19 protein-coding genes are annotated in these 20,444 nt (G+C 66.3%); 10 read left to right on the top strand and 9 right to left on the bottom strand.

Going from position 1 to position 20,444, the window contains the following annotated elements; translation table 11 throughout:
- The first annotated feature begins 25 nt into the window (after positions 1-25).
- On the top strand, positions 26-478 hold the full coding sequence (locus RVU70_RS12050) for a VOC family protein (RefSeq protein ID WP_363346564.1): 453 nt from the start codon (positions 26-28) through the stop codon (positions 476-478).
- A 58-nt stretch (positions 479-536) separates the two neighbouring features.
- On the opposite strand, the gene RVU70_RS12045 is transcribed toward RVU70_RS12050, so the two are convergent.
- The gene (locus RVU70_RS12045; protein ID WP_363346562.1) at positions 537-1,289 is read right to left on the bottom strand and encodes a hypothetical protein; all 753 of its coding nucleotides are present in this window, start codon (positions 1,287-1,289) and stop codon (positions 537-539) included.
- Between the two features lie 10 nt (positions 1,290-1,299).
- Entirely contained in the window at positions 1,300-1,671 is a 372-nt protein-coding gene (locus RVU70_RS12040) for a Rieske (2Fe-2S) protein (RefSeq protein ID WP_363346560.1), read from the bottom strand.
- Between the two features lie 175 nt (positions 1,672-1,846).
- Here RVU70_RS12040 and RVU70_RS12035 point away from each other — a divergent pair, with 175 nt between their 5' ends.
- The 3 genes from RVU70_RS12035 (at position 1,847) to RVU70_RS12025 (ending at position 5,061) form a co-directional block, all read left to right on the top strand.
- Positions 1,847-2,137 carry a helix-turn-helix transcriptional regulator gene (locus tag RVU70_RS12035; protein ID WP_363346558.1) on the top strand — a complete coding sequence of 97 codons (291 nt, stop codon included), beginning with the start codon at positions 1,847-1,849 and terminating at the stop codon, positions 2,135-2,137.
- A gap of 32 nt (positions 2,138-2,169) precedes the next feature.
- Positions 2,170-4,143 (top strand): squalene--hopene cyclase, encoded by a 1,974-nt coding sequence (gene shc / locus RVU70_RS12030; RefSeq protein ID WP_363346556.1) that lies wholly within the window; start codon positions 2,170-2,172, stop codon positions 4,141-4,143.
- A gap of 183 nt (positions 4,144-4,326) precedes the next feature.
- The gene (locus RVU70_RS12025) at positions 4,327-5,061 is read left to right on the top strand and encodes a phosphorylase (protein ID WP_363346554.1); all 735 of its coding nucleotides are present in this window, start codon (positions 4,327-4,329) and stop codon (positions 5,059-5,061) included.
- Here RVU70_RS12025 and hpnH read toward each other — a convergent pair.
- Complete coding sequence (gene hpnH, locus RVU70_RS12020) at positions 5,002-6,153, bottom strand: adenosyl-hopene transferase HpnH (RefSeq protein WP_363346552.1); 1,152 nt, start codon at positions 6,151-6,153, stop codon at positions 5,002-5,004. The genes RVU70_RS12025 and hpnH overlap by 60 nt on opposite strands.
- 263 nt (positions 6,154-6,416) lie before the next feature.
- Between hpnH and RVU70_RS12015 the strand changes: the two genes are divergently transcribed.
- Positions 6,417-8,618 (top strand): hypothetical protein, encoded by a 2,202-nt coding sequence (locus RVU70_RS12015; protein ID WP_363346550.1) that lies wholly within the window; start codon positions 6,417-6,419, stop codon positions 8,616-8,618.
- Between the two features lie 128 nt (positions 8,619-8,746).
- Here RVU70_RS12015 and RVU70_RS12010 read toward each other — a convergent pair whose 3' ends face one another.
- The gene (locus RVU70_RS12010; protein ID WP_363346548.1) at positions 8,747-9,670 is read right to left on the bottom strand and encodes a 50S ribosomal protein L11 methyltransferase; all 924 of its coding nucleotides are present in this window, start codon (positions 9,668-9,670) and stop codon (positions 8,747-8,749) included.
- 108 nt (positions 9,671-9,778) lie between these two features.
- Here RVU70_RS12010 and RVU70_RS12005 point away from each other — a divergent pair, with 108 nt between their 5' ends.
- The 4 genes from RVU70_RS12005 to RVU70_RS11990 all read left to right on the top strand — a co-directional run bounded on the left by RVU70_RS12005 (position 9,779) and on the right by RVU70_RS11990 (position 14,187).
- Entirely contained in the window at positions 9,779-10,774 is a 996-nt protein-coding gene (locus RVU70_RS12005) for a hypothetical protein (RefSeq protein WP_363346547.1), read from the top strand.
- 39 nt (positions 10,775-10,813) lie between these two features.
- On the top strand, positions 10,814-11,614 hold the full coding sequence (locus RVU70_RS12000) for a hypothetical protein (RefSeq protein ID WP_363346545.1): 801 nt from the start codon (positions 10,814-10,816) through the stop codon (positions 11,612-11,614).
- A 38-nt stretch (positions 11,615-11,652) separates the two neighbouring features.
- Entirely contained in the window at positions 11,653-13,467 is a 1,815-nt protein-coding gene (locus RVU70_RS11995; protein ID WP_363346543.1) for an aminopeptidase P family protein, read from the top strand.
- A gap of 114 nt (positions 13,468-13,581) precedes the next feature.
- Positions 13,582-14,187 (top strand): phosphatase PAP2 family protein, encoded by a 606-nt coding sequence (locus RVU70_RS11990; protein WP_363346541.1) that lies wholly within the window; start codon positions 13,582-13,584, stop codon positions 14,185-14,187.
- A 51-nt stretch (positions 14,188-14,238) separates the two neighbouring features.
- Here RVU70_RS11990 and RVU70_RS11985 read toward each other — a convergent pair whose 3' ends face one another.
- Positions 14,239-14,823, bottom strand: a complete 585-nt coding sequence (locus tag RVU70_RS11985; RefSeq protein ID WP_363346539.1) for an N-acetyltransferase — start codon at positions 14,821-14,823, stop codon at positions 14,239-14,241.
- Positions 14,824-14,950: 127 nt separating this feature from the next.
- Positions 14,951-16,096, bottom strand: coding sequence for a type III PLP-dependent enzyme (locus RVU70_RS11980; protein ID WP_363346537.1), 1,146 nt, complete (start codon positions 16,094-16,096; stop codon positions 14,951-14,953).
- Positions 16,097-16,798: 702 nt separating this feature from the next.
- Here RVU70_RS11980 and RVU70_RS11975 point away from each other — a divergent pair.
- On the top strand, positions 16,799-18,370 hold the full coding sequence (locus tag RVU70_RS11975; RefSeq protein WP_363346535.1) for a glucan biosynthesis protein: 1,572 nt from the start codon (positions 16,799-16,801) through the stop codon (positions 18,368-18,370).
- On the opposite strand, the gene RVU70_RS11970 is transcribed toward RVU70_RS11975, so the two are convergent.
- From RVU70_RS11970 to RVU70_RS11960, 3 genes are all read right to left on the bottom strand, one after another.
- On the bottom strand, positions 18,367-18,615 hold the full coding sequence (locus RVU70_RS11970; RefSeq protein WP_363346533.1) for a hypothetical protein: 249 nt from the start codon (positions 18,613-18,615) through the stop codon (positions 18,367-18,369). The two genes, RVU70_RS11975 and RVU70_RS11970, sit on opposite strands and share 4 nt — an antisense overlap.
- A 123-nt stretch (positions 18,616-18,738) precedes the next feature.
- Positions 18,739-19,578, bottom strand: a complete 840-nt coding sequence (locus RVU70_RS11965; protein ID WP_363346531.1) for a hypothetical protein — start codon at positions 19,576-19,578, stop codon at positions 18,739-18,741.
- Between the two features lie 65 nt (positions 19,579-19,643).
- Positions 19,644-20,441 (bottom strand): creatininase family protein, encoded by a 798-nt coding sequence (locus tag RVU70_RS11960; RefSeq protein ID WP_363346529.1) that lies wholly within the window; start codon positions 20,439-20,441, stop codon positions 19,644-19,646.
- Positions 20,442-20,444 lie beyond the last annotated feature (3 nt).

The following is a 20,444-nucleotide window of genomic DNA, read 5'->3' as shown; positions in this document are numbered from 1 at the left end:
GCAGGTCACGCTCGTGAAGTTCTAAGTGCAAAGGACGGCCGAGATGGTGAAGAATTTCGATCATCTCACGATCGTCGTACGGGACGTCGAGCGCGCAAAAGCCTTCTTCGGGATTCTCGGCTTCGTGGAAACGGTCTCCACGGTCATCTCGGGCCCTCCGTTCGACAGTTACATGGGCGTGCCCGGGATAGAGGCCGAGCACGTCACCTTGGTGCTGCAAGATGCTTTGCCGCGCACCGAAATCCAACTTCTGCGTTATCGACACCCGGAACCGCTCCCAGACCCGAATATCCGCGACCTGCACAAACTCGGCTTCAACCATGTCTGCTTCGCCGTCGACGACATCGCGGCGGAGGTCGCCAAGCTGCGGGCGGGAGGCTACTGCACGAGAAACGAAATCATGGACTTCCACTTCCGCAAACTTGTTTTTGTCGAGGGTCCGGAGGGGGTCACGATCGAGCTCGCGCAATGGGTTTGACGGGTTTCCAAATTAGACGCCGCCGAATCGACGCGCGCGTCTCCCCCCTCGCGGCGCTCTACCCTCTTCTCGCGAGAGACCGCAAAAATCCCTGCGTATCGTCGCTCAAATCCTGCTCGATGGCGGGCGCCATTTTCAAGAGCATATTGGCGACAAACGCCTGATCGTTGCGCGCCTCGGCGAGCGCTTCCTGCAGCGTCGGCACGCTGTCCTCGATATGGGCGAGGAAGGCCACGCCCTTTTCCAAGGTTTCGCTCCACTTCGCCCGCGTCCAGACCGCGAGCGGATACATGATTTCCTGCACGAAGTTCGACTGCCGCGCTTTTTCGAAAAAGCGCAAGCCGGCGTTCCAGTTTTCGCGCGCCCGCATGGGAGGCGGCGGGATGTCGCCGGCAAGCATCTTATAGGCGGCGGCGCCGACATGGTCTTCGAGGCTGATGGGCGATTCATTCGCCGAGCGGAAGCTCCAGAAGGCCACGGAGCCGGGGAAGTCGGGCCCGAGACTTTCCGCCAACGCCGTTTCGACCTTCTCGACCGCGGCCTTGTCGCCCTTCAGCGCCGCGGTCATGCAGAAGGCGAAGACGGCGTCATTGCCGTAACTGGCGGCGACGCCGCCTTTCAGCTGCTGCGGCGTGAGTTTCGGGGTCACGCCGTCGGCGGGCGCCGCGACGTCGCCTGCGCGCAGCGCCGTGATGAAGGTCGTGATCTCCAGCCAGCCGAGATAATTGGCGACGAAGGCGTCGGGATCGACATAGACGATGGCGAGATTGATGAGCTTTTTGCGGCGTTGCAGTTCGGCCATATCGGTCATGCGCGTTCCCTCACTCGTCGGCCAGCATCACGCCGGTGACGCAGACGTCGCCGTCGTCGATCACGAGCTTGATGGGGGTCAGGTGGGCGCCCTGGCAGGGGCCGATGAAACATTCGCCGGTGTCGATGTCGAATTGAGCATGATGGCGGCCGCATTCGAGGAAATTGCCCTCATCGTCCATGAACCGCCCCGGATCGACGTCGAGCCGCGTCCCCTCGTGTGGACAGGCGTTTTCGAAGCCGTAGAAATTATTGCCTTTCCGCGTGATGAGAATCGGCCAGGGCGCGGTCTCGCCGCTCTCCTCCGCCTTCATCAGCACGAAGCCATGGGCCTGCGCGTCGTCGATCTCGACTGTCCGACAAATCACAAAAAGCTCGTCCATCGGTCTGCCTTTCGAACAAAGTCGAGCGCCCAAAGCCAAATCAGGCGTCGCCAGCGAAAGAGGTAGCAATCGATGCGCCAAGGCCGGCGCTTGACGCTATGGTTAAATCACTATATCCGAAACGACGTTCGGCGCGTTGCGCCAAGTCCGAGGCGATAATCCCCGGAACCTGCCAGTGACGGACCCGCAGCATTCTTCGCAACGAGCCGCCGAGGACCAATTCCTCAAGGCGCAGCTCGTTCGCAAAATCGACGCGCTGCTGAAGGAGCGCGGCCTGAAGCAGATCGAGGCCGCGCAACTTTTTGGCGTGAAGCAACCCGATGTCTCCAAGCTCCTGCATGGCGACTTCAGGCAATTTTCCATGGAGCGGCTCTTGCGCTTTCTCGTCGCGCTGGGACAGGACGTTGAAATCGTCGTGAAGCCCCCTGCCGGCGCCGGAAAGACCGCTTCGCTGCGCATTGCCTGACATCGCGCCAGATGATCGAAGAAGGATGAACGATGACCGCAGTCGCGCGCATTGACACCTATGCCCCCGTTGGCGCCGAGGCGCTGGAAGCGAGCATCCAGAACGCCAAGCGGGCGCTGCTCGAGCTCGGCAAGAACGACGGCCATTGGTGCTTCGAACTGGAAGCCGACACCACCATTCCCGCCGAATATGTGCTGATGCGCCATTTCCGCGCCGAGCCGGTCGACGCCGAACTCGAACGCAAGATCGGCGTCTATCTGCGCCGCACGCAAAGCGACCGCCACGGCGGCTGGCCGCTGTTCCAGGACGGCGACTTCAACGTCAGCGCCAGCGTCAAAGCCTATTTCGCGCTCAAGATGATCGGCGACGACGTCGACGCGCCGCACATGGCGCGCGCGCGGGCGGCGATCCTCGCGCATGGCGGGGCGGCGACGACCAATGTCTTCACCCGCTCCCTGCTGGCGCTTTATGGGGAAATTCCCTGGCGCGGCGTCCCGGTGATGCCCGTCGAAATCATGCTGCTGCCGAGATGGTTTCCCTTCCATCTCGACAAGATTTCCTATTGGGGCCGCACGGTGCTCGTGCCGCTGCTCGTGCTGATGACCCGGAAGCCGCAGGCGAAGAACCCCAAGGGCGTGCGCATCCAGGAGCTTTTCGTCACCCCGCCCGAGGAGGTGAAGGTCTGGCCGAAGGGCGAGCACCAGACCTGGCCCTGGGCGCATATCTTCGGCGAGATCGACAAACTGTTGCGGCTGCTCGAGCCTTACATGCCCAAGCGCTCGCGCGAGCTTTCCGTCGAGCTTGCAGAAAAGTGGACGACGGAGCGCCTCAACGGCGTCGACGGCCTCGGCGCCATCTTCCCGGCGATGGTGAACAGCCTGCTGATGTATGACGTGCTCGGGATCCCCGCGACGGATCAGCGGGTGAAGGACGCCCGCGAATCGATCGAGCGCCTGCTCGTCGTCAATGAGACCGAGGCCTATTGCCAGCCCTGCGTCTCGCCGGTGTGGGACACGTCGCTCGTCGCCCATGCGCTGCTCGAAACCGGCGACGAGGATGCGCGCGAACGCGCCCGTCAGGCGCTCGACTGGCTCGCGCCGCTGCAGGTGCTCGACGTGAAGGGGGATTGGGCCGTCCAGCGCCCGGACCTGCGTCCCGGCGGCTGGGCCTTTCAATACGCCAACCCCTATTATCCCGATGTCGACGACACGGCCGTCGTCGCCACCGCCATGGACCGCCTCACCGCCAATGAGAGCGCCAAGCCCTATGCCGAGCGCATCGAACGGGCGAAGGAATGGATTGTCGGCATGCAATCCAAGAACGGCGGCTGGGGCGCCTTCGACGCCGACAACGCCTACCACTATTTGAACCACATCCCCTTCGCCGATCATGGCGCTTTGCTCGATCCGCCAACGGTCGACGTCTCCGCCCGCTGCGTTTCCATGCTCGCCCAGCTGGGCGACACCGTGGAGACGAGCGACTGCCTCAAACGCGGCGTCGACTACATCGTCGACGATCAGGAGAAGGACGGCAGCTGGTTCGGCCGCTGGGGCGCGAATTACATTTACGGGACCTGGTCGGCGCTCTGCGCGCTCAACGCCGCCGCCCTGCCGCATGAGCACGCCGCCTATCGCCGTGCGGCGAACTGGCTCGTCGCCATTCAGAATCCGGACGGCGGCTGGGGCGAGGACCTGTCGAGCTATAAGCTCGACTACAAGGTCTATGAGCCTGCCCCCTCCACGGCCTCGCAGACCGCATGGGCGCTGCTCGCCCTGATGGCCTCGGGCGACGTCGAGCATCCGGCGGTCGCGCGCGGCGTCGCCTATCTGCAGGCGACGCAGGCGGAGCATGGCCTCTGGAACGAGGCGCGCTTCACCGCGACCGGCTTCCCGCGGGTTTTCTACCTGCGCTACCACGGCTATGCGAAATTCTTCCCGCTGTGGGCGCTGGCCCGCTACCGCAATCTGGTGCGCGCGAACAGCAAGCAGGTGACCGTGGGGCTGTAAGCCCCTTGCCAGCTCGAGGCGAGGCAAGCCGAGTGGATAGGCGGGAGACCCTGCCCGCCTGTCACGGAGAGCGCGCGTCGCGCCGCCGTGCGCTCGCCAACCACGCCCCTTACCCTGGTCACCGTTGACTTTGCCTCCTGAACCGGGGGAGTAAAGGCGACGGTCACAAGCAGGGAGAGGTCCATGACGCTGGTTGAGAGCCGCCGCAGAGAGGCGGCCCGCGTCTCGGCGCCTGGTCCCATCCTCGTTCTGACCGGCATGAAGCGGGAAGCCGCCTGCGTCGCCGGCGAGGGCGTCGTCGCGATTTGCAGCGGAGCCAATGTCCCGAGGTTGCGGACCGAGCTCCATCGGCTAAAGGAGCGTCGCTTTTCCGCCGTCGTCAGTTTCGGACTCGCCGGGGGGCTCGATCATTCGCTGCGACGGGGCGACGTCGTTATCGCCGATGCGGTGATCTCCGGCCATGAACGCCATGAGACGCACGGACGCCTCTCCGACGCGATTGCGGAAGGGGCCGCCGCCAGAGGCTGCAGGACCATCCCCGGCGCCGTCGTCGGCGTCGATCAGCCGGCGATGGATCGTCACGCCAAGAAACGCCTGCGCGAGCAGGCGCAGGCCGCCGCCGTCGATATGGAATCGCATCTTGCCGCCGAATTCGCCCGCGAGCGGCGACTTCCCTTCGCCGTCGTGCGCGCGATCAGCGACCCGGCCGTGCGCGGCCTGCCGCCGCTCGCCGCGAGGGCGCTGACCCCCACGGGCGACGTCTGCAAGAAAACAGTGGCGCGCGAACTCATTCGCGCGCCCCGTCAGATCGGCGGATTGGTGATGGCGGGGTTGGATTCCCGCGCAGCCTTCGTCTCGCTAGGCCGCTGTGGACCGCTCCTCGGACCGCTTCTTCGCCTCGTGCTCGCGGATCTCTGAGAGCTTGGCGATGTTCTCGTCATAGACATATTCGGCCGGACGCTGATTCTCGAACGAGACGTCCGGCGCCATCGGGCCTTCCGTCCGCACGCCGAAGAGCGCGATCCAGGCCGCCTTCCAGGGGCGGCGCACCGAATCGGCGACCGCGCTCGGCTCGAAGCCCGAATGGACCATGCAGTCGGCGCATTTCTCGTAATTGCCGACGCCGTAGGCGTCCCAATTCGTCTCTTCCATCAGCTGCTTGAAGGTCGGCACATAGCCTTCGCCCAAAAGATAGCAGGGACGCTGCCAGCCGAAGACCGTACGCAGCGGATTGCCCCAGGGCGTGCAGAGATAGCTCTCGTTGCCCGCGAGGAAATTCATGAACAGGCCGGACTGCTGGAACTCCCAGGCCTTGCCGCCGCGGCCGCGGCGCAGAATGGCGCGGAACAGCTCTTTCGTCTTCTGGCGGTTGAGGAAGTGGGTCTGGTCCGGGGCGCGCTCATAGGCGTAGCCGGGAGAGACCGTCATGCCGTCGACCCCGAGCGCCGTGGTGTCGTCGAGGAATTTGGCGACGCGCTCCGGATCCGCCCCCGCGAAGAAAGTGCTGTTGGTGGTGACCCGGAAGCCCTTGGACTTGGCGAGCTTGATCGCCTCGACGGCGCGCTCGTAGACGCCTTCCTGGCTCACGGCGTGGTCGTGCATCTCCTTGTCGCCGTCGAGATGGATCGACCAGGTGAAATAGGGCGAGGGCTTGTACTGATCGATTTTCTTGGCGAGCAGCAACGCGTTGGTGCAGACGATCGCGAATTTGCCGCGCTGGACGATGCCCTCGACGATCTGCGGCAGCTCCTTGTGCAGCAAAGGCTCGCCGCCGGCGATGACCACGACCGGCGCGCCGCATTCGTCGACCGAGGCGAGGCATTCCTCGACTGACAGGCGCTTGTTCAAAATATGGTCGGGATAGTCGATCTTGCCGCAGCCGGCGCAGGCGAGGTTGCAGCGAAACAGCGGCTCCAGCATCAAAACCAGCGGATACCGCTTCCGGCCCAGGAGGTGCTGCTTGACAATATAGGCGCCGATCTTCGCAACGTAACGGAAAGGTATGGACACAGCTTGTTCCTGTTTGTTGCGCGAACCTTCAAGGGGCCGCGAGACAAGAGGCGCCGGCGCGCGTCCTGCCGCGATCGTCGCGCCGTCTTGGCCCTCTAACACGAAAGGCCGGAGAGGAAAACCCGGCCTGCCAGCCCCTCTCCCGCCCCGACGCCGCCGCGCCGGTCGGCTTGCGAAAAAATTGAAATGGGTCTCATTTCGGTCCCATCAGCCGGGAAAGCTTCGGGCAGCAGGGCGGCAGATCAAAGGAGCGAGCACTTTTCATGACAGTCGCCAGTCCTCCTGCGCGTCCCGAAAGCCCCGCCGCCCGCCGCTTCGTCTCTCAGCGGGCGCTCGTCGCGCCCTTGAAGCGATTCTGGACCGGGGACATCGATCTCGGCCGCGTCGGCATGGCGGTGACGCTGCCGGTGCTGGCCTGGGTCTTCTATACGACCTCCTCCGGCATGATCGACATCATGCAGAAGGAGCCGGGCGACATCGTCGGCGTCGCCGGCACGCTCGTCGCCACCACCGCCATTCTCGTCATGCTCGCCTCGACCTCCTGGTCGCTTGGCGCGGATCTCGCCGCGCTGATCGCGAGGCGCCGCATGGCGCGCGAGCGGATGATTGTGAAGACGCTGGTGACGGCGGCGGTCTTTCTGTTCGTCTTCTCGATCTCGGTCTTTTTCTCGTTCACCTACTACTACAACAATATTTTCAAGCTCAGCTCCCGCAAGATCGTCGCCGAGCTGCAGCCCATGGAGCTCGCCGCGGACGTCATCCTGCCGGCGACGAAGCAGATCGGCGCCGCCTATGTGGCGGCCTCCGCCCGGATCGTCGCCGACCCCTCTTTCAGCGCCTATCTCGGATCGCTGGACGGGCTGATCGACACGGCGCAATCGGCCGGCCCCGCGCTACGTGAGGCGATCCGAAAGAGTCAGGAGGCGCAACAGGCGATTCTCGCCAAGGCGGCGCAGCAGGCGGCGGCGGAGCTCGAGAGCGCGCAGGCGGCGAGCCGCCACTATGACGAGGCGCGGGCCGAGATCGCCGCTTTGGAAAAGACCGTCGCCGACCTCGACGCCATCATCAAGGCCAAAGAGGAGGAGATCGCCGCCCTTGCCGCCACCGCGCGTCAGGAGGAGCAACTCGCCGTCGACGCCGAGCATGGCCTCGATAACCGCGGCGCCTCCTGCGGACCGAACTGCCGGGCGCATCAGACGAAGGCGGAAGCCGCCAATCGTCGCGTTGCGACGATCCGCCAGACGCTTGCCGGCCCGATGAGCGAACGCGCCGGCGCGCTCAAGAAACGCGACGCCCTCGCGGCCCAGTCCATCGCCCTGAAGCAGAAGGCGGAGCTCGCCGCCGCCGCCGCCAAAAAGCCAATCCCCAAGGGCGAGGCGGCGCTCGATCTCGACGCCAGCTTGCGCGATCTCACCGCCCTGCGCGACCAGTTGCGGGTCGAGCCGAGCTGGGCGAAAGCGCGCGACGCCAAGCCGCTCTGCGAACCTATCCTCGCCGCGGCGCGTCAATCGAACGCCCTGCCCGCCTCCGTGCCGCGCGATTTCGCCTGCGAGCCGCAGGGGGCGGCGCGCGACCTTCTGTCGGCGCGCGACGAGACGATCGCCGCCCGCGCCGCCTTCGACGTCAAATGCAATCTCGAAGGCGGTTTGCGCGACGAGCTCAACGCCATCGTCGCCAAAATCCGCGCCGCGCCCGCTTCCGACAGAACCGCCGCGGCCGACGGCTTCAACGCCGCGAAGGGGCTCGTCGACGCCTGCATGGTCGCCGGTAAATCCGTGGGCCTGACGGACGACGACGTGCGCGAGCTGTTGAAGCGGAGCGACGCCTATCTGCGCGCGCACTCGACAGAGCGCAACAAGTTCGAACTGGCGCGCGAAGCCTTCTGGAGCTTTACGCCCGACTCCACCATGGCGATCTGCGTCGCCATGGCGCAGGACGCCTTCCTGTTCATCATGAAGTTCCTGTCCGAAATCTTCAAACGCGGCTTCGAAGCGCGCGAGCGGCGACAGTTCATGACGCCGATCGACCTGACGGACGAGGAGGAGGAGCCCGTCGAAATCCGCGCGATGAAGGCGATGCTGCGCGTCGCGCGGCCCGTTCACGGCGACATGAGCGAGATCGATCCGCAGGAGCCATCGCTCCTGCTGCTCGCGCCGAATGTGCGCGACAATCTTCTGGCCATTCTCAACCGCCTGGTGCGCGACGAGATCGCCCATGTCGACCGCAGGGGCTGCTATGTGGTCGACAACGTCACCATCTCGCAGGTCGAGGCGCGGCTCCATGCGGCGATGAAGCCCCGCGCCCGCGCCGCGCGCTTCGGACTCGACGGCCTCGCCGGCAACCCCAGCGCCTATTACAGCGACCCCGTTCTGGCCCGCGCGCGGCGGCGGCGGCCCACGGCCCTGGAGCGTTATCTCGCGCCCGAGGCGGCCTCGGCCGAAGAAGGAGCGGAGGCGACCCCTTGAGACGACCGCGGCGCGGCCTCGTCATTCGAGACGCGCCCGCTCGGATGAGTCAGTGCTGCAAGTAAGGCACCCTCACGTTGAGGAGCGGCGCAGCCGGGGCCTCGAAGCAGAAGGGCGCCAGCGCGACGTCAGCGCCACCGCGACAAAGACGGACAAGCCCCGCCCCGGCGCAGCGCCAGCGTCGCCCAGCCGTCGATATCTTCGCGCTCGGCGAGGAAAAAACCCTGCGCGCGATAGGCCGAAAGGACGCCGGGGACGTCCCGCGCCAGCAGGCCTGAGACGACCAGCTCCGCATCCGGCGCGGCGGCGGCGGCGATCGACGGCGCGAGCAGCCGCAACGGCTTGGCGAGGATATTGGCGAAGATCAGATCGTAGCGCCCGGCCATGGCCGGGTGGCGCAATCCCGTCGCCACCACCGGCTGCACGAAGGCGACCGCGCCATTGGCGACTGCGTTGGCGCGGGCGGTGGCGACGGCCACCGGATCGATGTCGCCGCAGGCGACGGTCTGACGCAGGAGCTTGGCGGCGGCGATGGCGAGCACGCCGGTGCCCGTGCCGACGTCGAGCACGCGCCGCGGCCTCCGGCGCTTGGTGACTCTGTCGAGCGCCCGCAGGCAGCCGAGCGTCGTGCCGTGATGGCCCGTGCCGAAGGCCAGCGCCGCCTCGATCTCGACGCCAATGTCATTGGGCTTCAGCCGCGGGCGGTCATGCGCGCCATGCACCAGCACACGGCCGGCGCGCACCGGCTCGAGGCCGGCGAGCGACTTCTGCACCCAGTCTTCCTTGGCGATTTCGGCGAATTCGGCGCGCGCCGCGGTCTCGGCGTCGCTGACCGCCTCGATGAGCGCGCGGATATCGTCCTGGTCCGGCGCCTCGGCGAAATAGACCTCGACGCCCCAGACCGGGCCGTCGTCCACCTCGAAGGCGCCGGCGGCGGTTTCCGTGGGGTCGAACGTCTCGACGATGATGTCGGCGACGGCGCGGGCGCGGCGTTCGTCGCAGGAGAGGCGCAGCACATGGCTGGCGCCATTGGGGGGGAGGCCTTCGAGCATGCCGCGCGCTTAGCATAGAGTGGCGCCGGCCGTCACCTTTTGGACCCTTTCCGCGCCTTTCCTGCGCCGCTTGCGCCCTGTATGGTCCCGCGTCGCAAGGGAGCGCCAATGACCGAGAAAGTCGCCATTTGTCTGGTTGGGCCGAAGAAAGGCGGCAAGTCGTCGCTGCTCGCCTCGCTCACCGATTGCGTGGCGCAGAGCGCTTTCGGCTATTCCCCGCGTTTGCGTCCCTCGCTGCAGGCGATCTCCCAGGCCGAATTTGCGGCCGAACCGGCCGACCTCAAACGCGCCGACCTCTTCTCGATCGACGAGGGCGACTATGAGCGCCTCAAGCACGATTTTGCGGAGGGCGGCGTCGCTACCGACACGCTCAACACTTACGAATATTATTTCCGCCTGTCCGTGAACGGCGAGGCCCCGCCGGAGGTCGTCACGCGCGGGCCGTGGCTTCTCGAGGTCGTCGACTCGGCTGGCGAGATCGCCGTGCCGCCCGACGGCGGCGCGGTCGCGATTTTGAACGACGTCAAGGCGAAACTCGCCCGCCAGCTTCTGGAATCGGAAGCGCTCGTGATTGTGCTGCCGCTGGTCCGGCTCGAAGATTCCGCCTGGACCGGCGCGCTGTCGCGGCTCATCGATCGGATGGCGCTCACGAAGGGCAGGAAGCTCAAGCGCGTGGTCGTCGTTTTTTCGCAATATGAGCGGCTGTTCACGCGGCTCGGCCCCAGCGCCTTCACTTACGCGTGCGATCCGGCGATCGCCCTGCATGTGCTGCGCAAATCGCTGCGCGCCGCGCCATGGCTCGACCGCCTGCGGGCCTTGGAGCAACCGGGCGGCGGCGTCTCCGTGCGCTATACGGTCTGCTCCGCCTACGGCTTCACCAAACGCTTCCAGAACCCGAATATGGACCCGCATCAGCCGGGCGAGCGCCGCTTCCGCCGCGCCGGGATCGAGGGCCACCGCGCCTACAGCGAATATTGGCGCCCTTTCCTCACCGCCGAGCCGATCCTTTACGCGGCGCTCGGGCTCGACAGCGCCTTCACCTTCTCCCACGCGCAACTCGATGCACGGACGGAAGAAAAATCCGCCTTCTCAATTCTTGCTTAAGAAAACCCTCCTAATTTCTCCTATAGCGAAAAGACTTTAGTGAGGGTTCGGGTGATGACGACGGGCGTGCCGGCGGGCGACGAGACGAACGTCCTGTGCTTCCATCGCCTGCATTACGGCAAGCTCGCGGAAGGCGAGGATCGCCGCGTCCCGGCCTCCGCGGGTTATGCGATCACCCGCCGCTCCAGAGGCCTCGATCCGGCATGGGACCCCTTTCTCTCGCCCTTGCGTCTGACCGAGCTGCGCCGTTTCGAGCCTGACGCGATCGACATCGACGCGCGCGGCGACGGCTGTCTCGTGGCGCGGGCCATCGGCGCCTGCATGGCCTTCATGCGGGCGCGCTTTCGTCCCGAGGACGGCGAGCGGGGCGTCGGCCGGCTGCATCAGCAATCGGCGATCTGGCTCGGGTCGCTCGACGACTGGCGGCACCACCCGGCGGCCTGCCTCTCCATCGCCGGCCGCGAGTTGCAGGCGCGGCCCGATCTCGTGAGCGAGAACGAAGCGGCGCGCCTCAACGACGCGCCGCTGCGCTGGCGCGTATCGGCGCCGGACGCCGCCGCCGTCCGCCGCATCCTCGAGCGCGCGCCCTGGGCCGTTCCGATGATCGAGACGCTGCTCGACGGCGCCGAAAGCGGCGCGGACGCCGTTTGCGAATTCGGCGCGCATGATTTTGCGCAGGAATCAGATTTTCTCACGGCCGTCGGCCTTGCGCTGCAGGCGCTGCCGCCCTCTTATCCGCGCTGGCGCGACATCAGCATCGTGTCTGGGCTGGCGACGCCGATCGGCGGCCTGTGCCTGCGCTACGCGCCCTCATGGAGCCGCAGGCTGGCGGCGGCATAGCGGTTGCCGTTCGCCGCCACGCGGACTAGCTTTGCTCCATGTTCGAAGCAAAATTTCAATCCTTCGCCGACGCCAGCTCGTCCGAGGACAGCGCCGCGCGCGTCGCCGCGCTGCGCGCCGAGCTGAAGCGCCAGAACCTCGACGGCTATCTGCTGCCGCGCGCCGACGCGCATCAGAACGAATATGTCCCGAAAAGCGCCGAGCGGCTCGCCTGGCTCACCGGCTTCACCGGTTCGGCCGGCTTCGCCGTCGTCCTCGCGAAGGAAGCGGCGATTTTCATTGACGGCCGGTACGTGATCCAGGTGCGTCACGAGATTGACGGCCGGATCTTCAAGCCCATCGACATTGCGGAGACCTCGCCCGCGCAATGGCTCTCGGCGCAGGGGCGCGAGGGCGCGCGCATCGGCTATGACCCCTGGGTGCATACGAGCGGGCAGATCGAGCGCTTCGCCAAGGCGGCGGAGGCAAAGCGCATCGAACTCGTGCCGCTGGAGCGCAATCCGATCGACGCGCTCTGGACCGATCGCCCGCCCGAGCCCGTTGGTCCCGTCTCGCTGCAGCCGCAACGCTACGCCGGCGAGACGGCGGCGGCGAAGATCAAGAAGCTGCGCGGGAGCCTCAAGGGCGCCGACGCGATGCTCATGTCGGACCCGCACGCCATCTGCTGGGCCTTCAACATTCGCGGCGCCGACGTCGCGCATACGCCGATCGCGCTGTGTTTCGCGCTGCTGCCGAAAGACGGCGCGCCGCGGCTCTATATCGACGACGCCAAACTCGACGCCAGGACGCGCGCCGCCCTAGAGAAGCTCCTCTCCGTGCAGCCGCCCGCAGCGCTCATCGACGATATGATCGACGCCGGAAAGCGCGGCGACGCCGTGCTCTTCGACGCCGCAACGGCGCCCGTGAAGCTTATCGAGGCGCTGCGAGAGGCCGGCGGCAAGGCGCGCGTCGCCGACGATCCCGCCGCCTTGCTGAAGGCGGTCAAAAACAAGGCGGAGCTCGCCGGCGCGCGCGCCGCGCATATTCGCGACGGCGCGGCGCTGACGCGTTTTCTGGCCTGGTTCGCCGAGGCCGCGCCAAAGGGCGGCCTAACTGAAATCACCGCCGCCGAGGCGCTGGAAACGTTCCGCCGCGAGACCGGCGCGCTGCGCGACATCTCCTTTCCGACGATCTCCGCCTTTAGCGAACATGCGGCGATCCCGCATTATCGCGTCACGGAAAAGAGCAATCTCAAGATCGGCAAGGGCGTCTATCTCGTCGACAGCGGCGCGCAATATCTCGACGGCACCACGGACGTCACCCGCACGGTCGTCGTCGGCCGCGCCTCCAGGCAGCTGAAGGATCACTTTACCCGCGTTCTGAAAGGCCACATCGCCATTGCGCGCGCCGTGTTTCCGAAAGGCGCGTCCGGCGCGCAGCTCGACGCCTTCGCGCGCCGTCCGCTCTGGGAAGCGGGCCTCGACTTCGATCATGGCGTCGGCCATGGCGTCGGCGCCTATCTCTCCGTGCACGAGGGGCCGCAGCGCATTTCGAAGCTCGGAACGACGCCGCTGCAGCCGGGCATGATTCTCTCGAACGAGCCCGGATATTACCGCGCGGGCGAATATGGAATTCGCCTGGAAAATCTCGTTATCGTCGAGACGAGGGAGATCGCCGGCGCCGAACGTGACATGTACGGCTTCGAGACCATCACGCTCGCGCCTTTCGATCTCAACTGCGTCGACGCCAGATTGATGAGCGCGGAAGAAATCGCCTGGCTCAACGCCTATCACGCCCATGTGCGCAAGACGCTGTCGCCGCTCGTCGACGCCAGGACGCGGAGATGGCTGCGCGAGGCGACGCGGGCAATTTGACGGCTCAGCTGTCATCGAAACATCATCCGCCCGTTACATCGCGTCCATGTAACCGTCATTGAACCGCAGCCTCTCCGTCGCGAAAACGCAGCGCAGGGCACCTAGCCTTGCGTCATGGCGTTTACGACGGATTGGTCGGCGAAGCTGACGCGCGACGCGTCATCCTTCCCGCAAACCGGCCTTCAGGGCCGATGGCTCCAACGGCTTCTCGACGCCGATCTCGCGGCGGTTCATCTCTTTTCCCGCTCGGCCCGGCCGCGTGCGATCCGCCCGCTCGCGATCGGCGTGAGCAAACTCGGCAATGGCTGGATCTACCCGATCCTGCTCGCCATCGTCTTTTGCGGAATGGGCGTGCAGGGCTGGCGCGTGGTCGTCCTCGCCGGGATCAACGCCGCGTTGCTGCATAGTCTCTATCCGATCATCAAGCGCCGCTTTTGCCGCAAGCGTCCTTTCCATGTCGACGCGCGCCTGCCTTCGCTCTTGAAGACGCTCGACGAGCATTCCTTCCCGAGCGGACACGCCATGACAATCACCGGGGTGCTGGCGCCGATCATCCTCGCCTGGCCGGCGATGACCGTCTCCGCCCTTGTTCTGGTGCTGTCGATGGCCTGGTCGCGCGTCGCCACGGCCCATCATTATCCGAGCGACGTCGTCGCCGGCGTGGCGCTCGGCGCCGCGCTCGCCTTCCCGCTGTCGCGCTACGCGCTGGGGATTTTCTAGCGCCTTGTCACGGGGAAGGCGGATCGTCTCCCCCTCCCCCAGCGCGACGCGTCACGCCGCTCTCGGCAACGCAATCGGCGCAACCGCCGCCGCCGTGACGCGGCCCCTCGCGCCCGCGAGCGCGCCGGGCGCGAGCTCCAGACCCAGAAAGCGCGCCCGCTCCACCGGCCCCGGCAGGGTCAGCTCCTCGGTAAACCGGCGCTCAAAGCCGAAGCGGCGATAATAGGGCGCATCGCCGACGAGCAGCACGGCGCGATGTCCGAGCGCCTCGGCGCGCGCGAGCGAGTCGCGAATCATCGCGGCGCCGAGCCCGAGCGAACGCGCATGCTCGGCGACCGCAACCGGCCCCAAGAGCAGCGCAGGGCGGCCGCCGGCAAGGATCGGCCACAGGCGAATGGTGGCGATGAGTTCGCCCTCGTCGTCCTTGGCGACGCGCGCGAGGCCCGGCGCCGGCGTGCGCCCGTCGCGCAGCCGCTCGCAGGTCTTGAGAAAACGCGCCGGCCCGAAAGCCGAATCGAGCAGCGCCTCGCGCGCCGGAATGTCCACGGCGGTCTCGTCGAGGATTTCAAAGGCGCGCCGCAGCGGCCGGACGGGCGCGGCGGCGACGGGGTGGGAGAAGGCAAGTTCAAAGGTCATCTGTTCCTCCTTCGAGAGGACAAGCGACCCTCGCGCCTGGCGCGTCGAACGCGCCCGCCGTACGGGGCTGGTTACAGGGAGAGCTATTCATTCCCTCTCCCGCTTGCGGGAGAGGGCGGAGACCCGCTCAGATGATGAAGGTCTCGAGCGGCGGGAAGCCGTTGAAGCCGACCGCCGAATAGGTGGTCGTATAGGCCCCCGTCCCCTCGATCAGCACCTTCGCGCCGATCTCGAGCGACACCGGCAGGTGATAGGGCGCCTTCTCATAGAGAACGTCGACCGAATCGCAGCTCGGCCCGGCGATGACGCAGGGCGACGTCGGCGCGCCATCCGCCTTCGTGCGAATCGGATAGCGGATCATCTCGTCGATCGTCTCGGCGAGGCCGTTGAACTTGCCGATGTCGAGATAGACCCAGCGCAGTTCGCCTTCGGCTTCCGACTTCTTCGAGATCAGCACGACCTCCGCTTCGATGACGCCGGCGTTGCCGACCATGCCGCGGCCCGGCTCGATGATCGTCTCCGGAATGCGGTTGCCGAAATGCTTCGACAGCGCGCGGAAGATCGCGTTGCCATATTGCTTCACCGCCGGCACGTTCTTCAGATATTTGGTCGGGAAGCCGCCGCCGAGATTGACCATCTGCAGCGTGATTCCGCGCTCCGCGAGGTCGCGGAAAATATCCGCCGCCGACTTCAGCGCGCCGTCCCACTTGCGCGGGTCGGTCTGCTGCGAGCCGACATGGAACGAGACGCCGTACGCCTGCAGGCCGAGGCGATGCGCATGCTCCAGCACCTGCGTCGCCATCTCGGGGACGCAACCGAACTTGCGCGACAGCGGCCATTCCGCGCCGGAGCCGTCGCAGAGAATGCGGCAGAACACCTTCGAGCCGGGCGCGGCGCGCGCGATCTTCTCGACCTCCTCGACGCAGTCGACCGCGAAGAGGCGGATGCCGAGCTCATAGGCGCGCGCGACGTCGCGCTCCTTCTTGATCGTGTTGCCGAAGGAGATGCGGTCGGGCGTCGCGCCGGCGGCGAGCGTCTGCTCGATCTCGACGACCGAGGCCGTGTCGAAGCAGGAGCCGAGAGAGGCGAGCAGCGACAGCACTTCAGGCGCCGGATTGGCCTTCACGGCGTAGAACACGCGCGTGTCGGGCAACGCCCGTGCGAAACCGAGATAGTTCTCGCGCACGACGTCGAGATCGACGACGAGGCAGGGGCCCGTGTCGCGGCCGGCGCGGCGACGTTCGGCGAGGAATTCGTGGATACGGTCGGTCATTGCGGCATCCCCTTCGAAGGGCGCGCTGCGTGGCGCGCCAGGAACCAGTTGCTTCGGCGGATGCACGACGTCCTTCGCTCGCGCGTGGTGGAGACGCGACGAACGGCGATGCGCCAGCAATCCAGGATCGCGCCGCGCTTGCGCGCTAAACGATCCGGTGATGCGCCGTTGGCCTTTCGGGACGACGACGAACACGCGCGCAAGCGCATGTCGCTTCGATCCGATCAGCCATCGATTGGAAGGGGAATTTCCCTTTCCGCACGCCCGGCAAGAAAGACAAGCCTCTTCGGTAAGCCGACCTTTGGAGGGCCGACAGAGACCAAAAAAGCCCGGTCCGTCGTTGCTTTAAGTCGCGATCCTCCGCTGAGGGCGGAGTTCGCCGGTTCGCCTCCGGCTGCCGGTTTTTCTCGGGCGGTTGACCGGCCTCTTGTCCGGATCCCCGCCGACCGACACACGACCACAGGCACGTGCGATTTGGGCAAAACTGTAGATACGCGCTTTGCCAGCGAAGACAAGAAGTTTTTGACCGGCGTCCTGACTTTTTTGTCCTGCGTTGCAGCGAGGGCGCGGCTGGCTGTATGTGCCGTCGGAGCGTCCAGACCGTCGAGGCGCCTATGCTTGCGCAACCGGAGCGTTCTCGCTAGAGCAGCTTAAGGCGCCCGCATCAATCTGCGTGCAAATTAGGCATTCTGGTATACGAGCATGAGCGACATCACCCGGCGACAGATGATTGGCGCCCTCGCCGCGACGGGCGCGACTCTCGTCTTGCCTGCCTACGGCCAAAGCGCAGCGGGGACGAGCCCGGCGCCGCGATTCGGTTTCGACGACGTGATCCTGCGCGCCCGCGCCCTTGCCGCGGCCCCTTTCGAGGATGCGACGCCGCGCCTGCCCGAAGGCTTTGATTCGCTCGATTTCGACTCCTGGCGGGACATCCGTTTCAAGCGCGATCACGCGCTATTTTCGAACCTCTCGGGCGGCTTCCGGCTCGAGACGTTCCACCTGGGGTTTCTCTATCGCCGCTCCGTGACGGTGAACACGATCCGCGACGGCATCGCGGCGCCCATCCCCTATTCCACGGGGATGTTCGATTACGGGCGCCTCAAACCCGGCGCCAGCCTTGGCGTCAACACCGGCTTCGCCGGCTTTCGTCTGCATTACCCGGTCAACGACCCGCACGTGCATGACGAGGCGATCTCTTTTCTCGGGGCGAGCTATTTCCGCTTTCTGGGCCGGGACCAGCAATATGGGCTCTCGGCGCGCGCGCTCTGCGTCGAGTCGGGAACGGATCGAGAGTCCTTCCCCTTCTTTCGCGAATTCTGGATCGAGGCGCCGACGCAGGGCGGCAACCGCGCGACCATCTATGCGCTGCTCGACGGCGAAGCCGCCACGGGCGCCTATCGCTTCGACCTCACGGTCGGTCAGGAAAGCACGCTCGACGTGCAGGCGACGCTGTTTCCGCGCCGCGCCGGCGTGAAGTTCGGTCTGGCGCCGCTGACTTCCATGTATCTCACCGGCGAGAACGACCGCAGGGTGCGTGACGGATTCCGCGACGAAATCCACGATTCGGACGGCCTTCTCATCCACAATGGCTCCGAGGAGTGGCTGTGGCGCCCGCTCGGCAATCCGGCGCGCGAGCGCATGTCGCTCTTTCTCGACCGCAATCCGCGCGGCTTCGGTCTGTTGCAGCGCGACCGGACGTTCGAATCCTATCAGGATCTCGATCTCGCTTATCAAAACCGGCCAAGTTATTTCGTGGAGCCCGTCGGCGAGTGGGGCGCGGGAAGCGTCGAACTCATCGAACTGCCGACGCCGGACGAAACCAACGACAATATCGTCGCGAGCTGGACGCCGGCCGCGCCGCCTGAGCCCGGCAAGCCCTTCGCGTACGCCTATCGCATCACCGCGGGGCTCGACATGCCGCGCCTCGCGCCCAACGGCCGGGCCTTGCACACATTCGAAGCGCAGGCGCGCGCCCTTGGATCGTCCGAGCCTTACGATCCCGGCGCGAGACGTTTTCTCGTTGATTTCGCGGGGGGCGATCTCGCCTATTACGTCAACGATCCGTCTCAGGTCGAAGCGGTGGCGACATGCTCGAAAGGGCGCGTGCTGCGCGCCAGCGTCATCGCCAATCCGCATATCGAAGGGCTGCGCGCACAATTCGACGTGAGGGTGAAACCCGGCGACACTGCGGACCTACGCCTCTTCCTGCGCGCCAATGGCCGCACGCTCACCGAGACATGGACTCTCCCTTGGTCGCCGCCCTCCGCGACCTAACGGTCCTTGGAGTTCTCCCAGTCGCGCAGCCGGTTGGCGAGGAGAAAGCCGTCGGCCTCGCCGGATTCCTGCAAGAATTCCTCGGCGGCGGCGGTCAGCCTGTCGACCGTCTGGGCGTTGTACTTTTTGCTCTCGGGATTGAGCTCGGCATTGGTGACGATCACCAAAATGCGCTTGGCTTCGCCGCTTTCGAGCTGGGCCTTCCAAACCTTCGCGCCGCGCGCTAGCGGATGGATGAAGTCCATGGAAACCGTTCCCTCTCACGATTGCCTGTGCGACGCATTCGCCGACAAAGCTTTGTCATAGTCAACGTCGCGGGGCTTATCAGGAAAGTCGCCAACGCGGGCTTGGCCGCGTCTGCGACCGCGTCAACGCCGCTCCGATCCCCATGCGTAAAGCGCGAGAGCGGTGAGAAGCGTTGCGGCCGCCCAAGAGACATATTGCGCCAGGAGGAGCGCGGCCGCGGCGGCGAGGGCCGGATAAAGCAAGGCGCGCCCGGCGGCGGCGGGGAACAAGGCCGCCCGCGCCGCCGTCTCGAAACCGGAAGCCCCCATCTGCTGCGCAACGCAGGCCATGACGAGCCCCGTGGCGGGATCGATCAAGAGACGCCGCGTTTCGACGGGCGGCGTCGCGCGCGGGAAGACTTGGCCCGCGCGCGACGGATCGCGGTCGAAGACGGCCGCCTCCCATTGTCGAGGGCCGGTTCGGGTCAGGTACAGATCGAAGAGCTTCAGCCTGCCTTCGTCATCGGCGGCCGCGAGCCTGCCCCTGAAGGTGAAGCGGGCGTCCTTCACATTGCGGGACGGCAGGCGACCTTCGGGCGTTTCCTTGCTCTTCTCGATCAGCCGCGTCACATCCAAGCGCCGCGCTTCGGCCTGACGCCGTAGCAGCGTCTCGACCTCGCGGCGGAGAAGGGCGTCTGGCAACAGGCCGTCGACGAGCGGCTCGATTTGCGCGCGCGCCGCCTGCGTCCTGTAGAAATGATTGACCAGCGAGGACGGGAGGCGAGGATCGTCCGAACCCGCGCCCTCAGGGATCGGCAGGACAAGGCTGTCGTAGAGATGCGGCGCGGCCTCAATCGGGGTTTCGGGCGGCGGGAAGGGTGGCGGCGGCGAGCGACCATGATCCGGACCGGCGCCGCCGACCACGCGCATGAAGGCGGCGTCGGTGGCGGCCTGGCCCAGCGGCGCGATCCTCTCGACGCTCATGGCGGTCTCCTTGCGGTGGGAGACTATCCGGCCGCTCTTACGCCAACCTTGCCCTGCAAGAAATCCTAATCTGTCTTGAGGCGCGCCAGATCGAAAGCCTCGACGTCGCGCAGCAGTTCGATGAAGGCGGTGGCCCAGTAATCGGCGATGGCCTCGCCCTTTTCGGCCGTCGCCCTGGAGGCGTCGCCCATGGCGCCGGCGGGCGAGAGATCCTGCGTCATCCAGCCGAAGCCGGCCGGGCGGTCAGCGCGCAGCCAGGCGAAGTCGCGCTCGAAGTCGAGCGTCGCCGGCGGGAAGTTCTTGGCGCGACCCATATCGACGAGGCCGGGCCGAAAGGCGAGCATCAGCGATGTTTCGATCTCGCCGCCGTGAATGCCGTGGCGTTGCTCGGCGGCTGAAAAAAGCCCGTCCGGATAGCCGAAGCGCGCCCAGGAGCAGGTCACCGCGAGCATGCCGAAACGCGCCCGCAGATCGAGCGCGACGGTGGCGAGGAGCGCCGAATTGCCTCCGTGCGAATTCATCAGCACGAGCTTTTTCACCCCCGCGCGCGCCACGCCCTCGACGATGTCGGCGAGCATGCGCGCCGCCGTGTCGAAGGTCAGCGAAAGCGTCCCGGGAAAGTCGCGATGTTCGAGCGAGACGCCGACGCTCTGCATTGGCAGAAAGACAGCGTCGAGATCCGGCGGGAGACGCAGCGCGACGCGCTCGATGGCGCCCTCCATGATCATGGCGTCGACGCCGAGCGGCAGATGCGGCCCGTGCTGCTCGACGGCGGCGATGGGCAATATGGCGATCACGCCCGACATGTCGTGGGCGCGGATGTCGCGGATCGAGAGCTCCGACCAGAAGCGCGAAGGCAGCATGCG

Source organism: Methylocystis echinoides, assembly GCF_040687965.1.
Lineage (GTDB): Bacteria > Pseudomonadota > Alphaproteobacteria > Rhizobiales > Beijerinckiaceae > Methylocystis > Methylocystis echinoides_A.
This window is presented reverse-complemented; position numbering and strand designations above follow the sequence as displayed.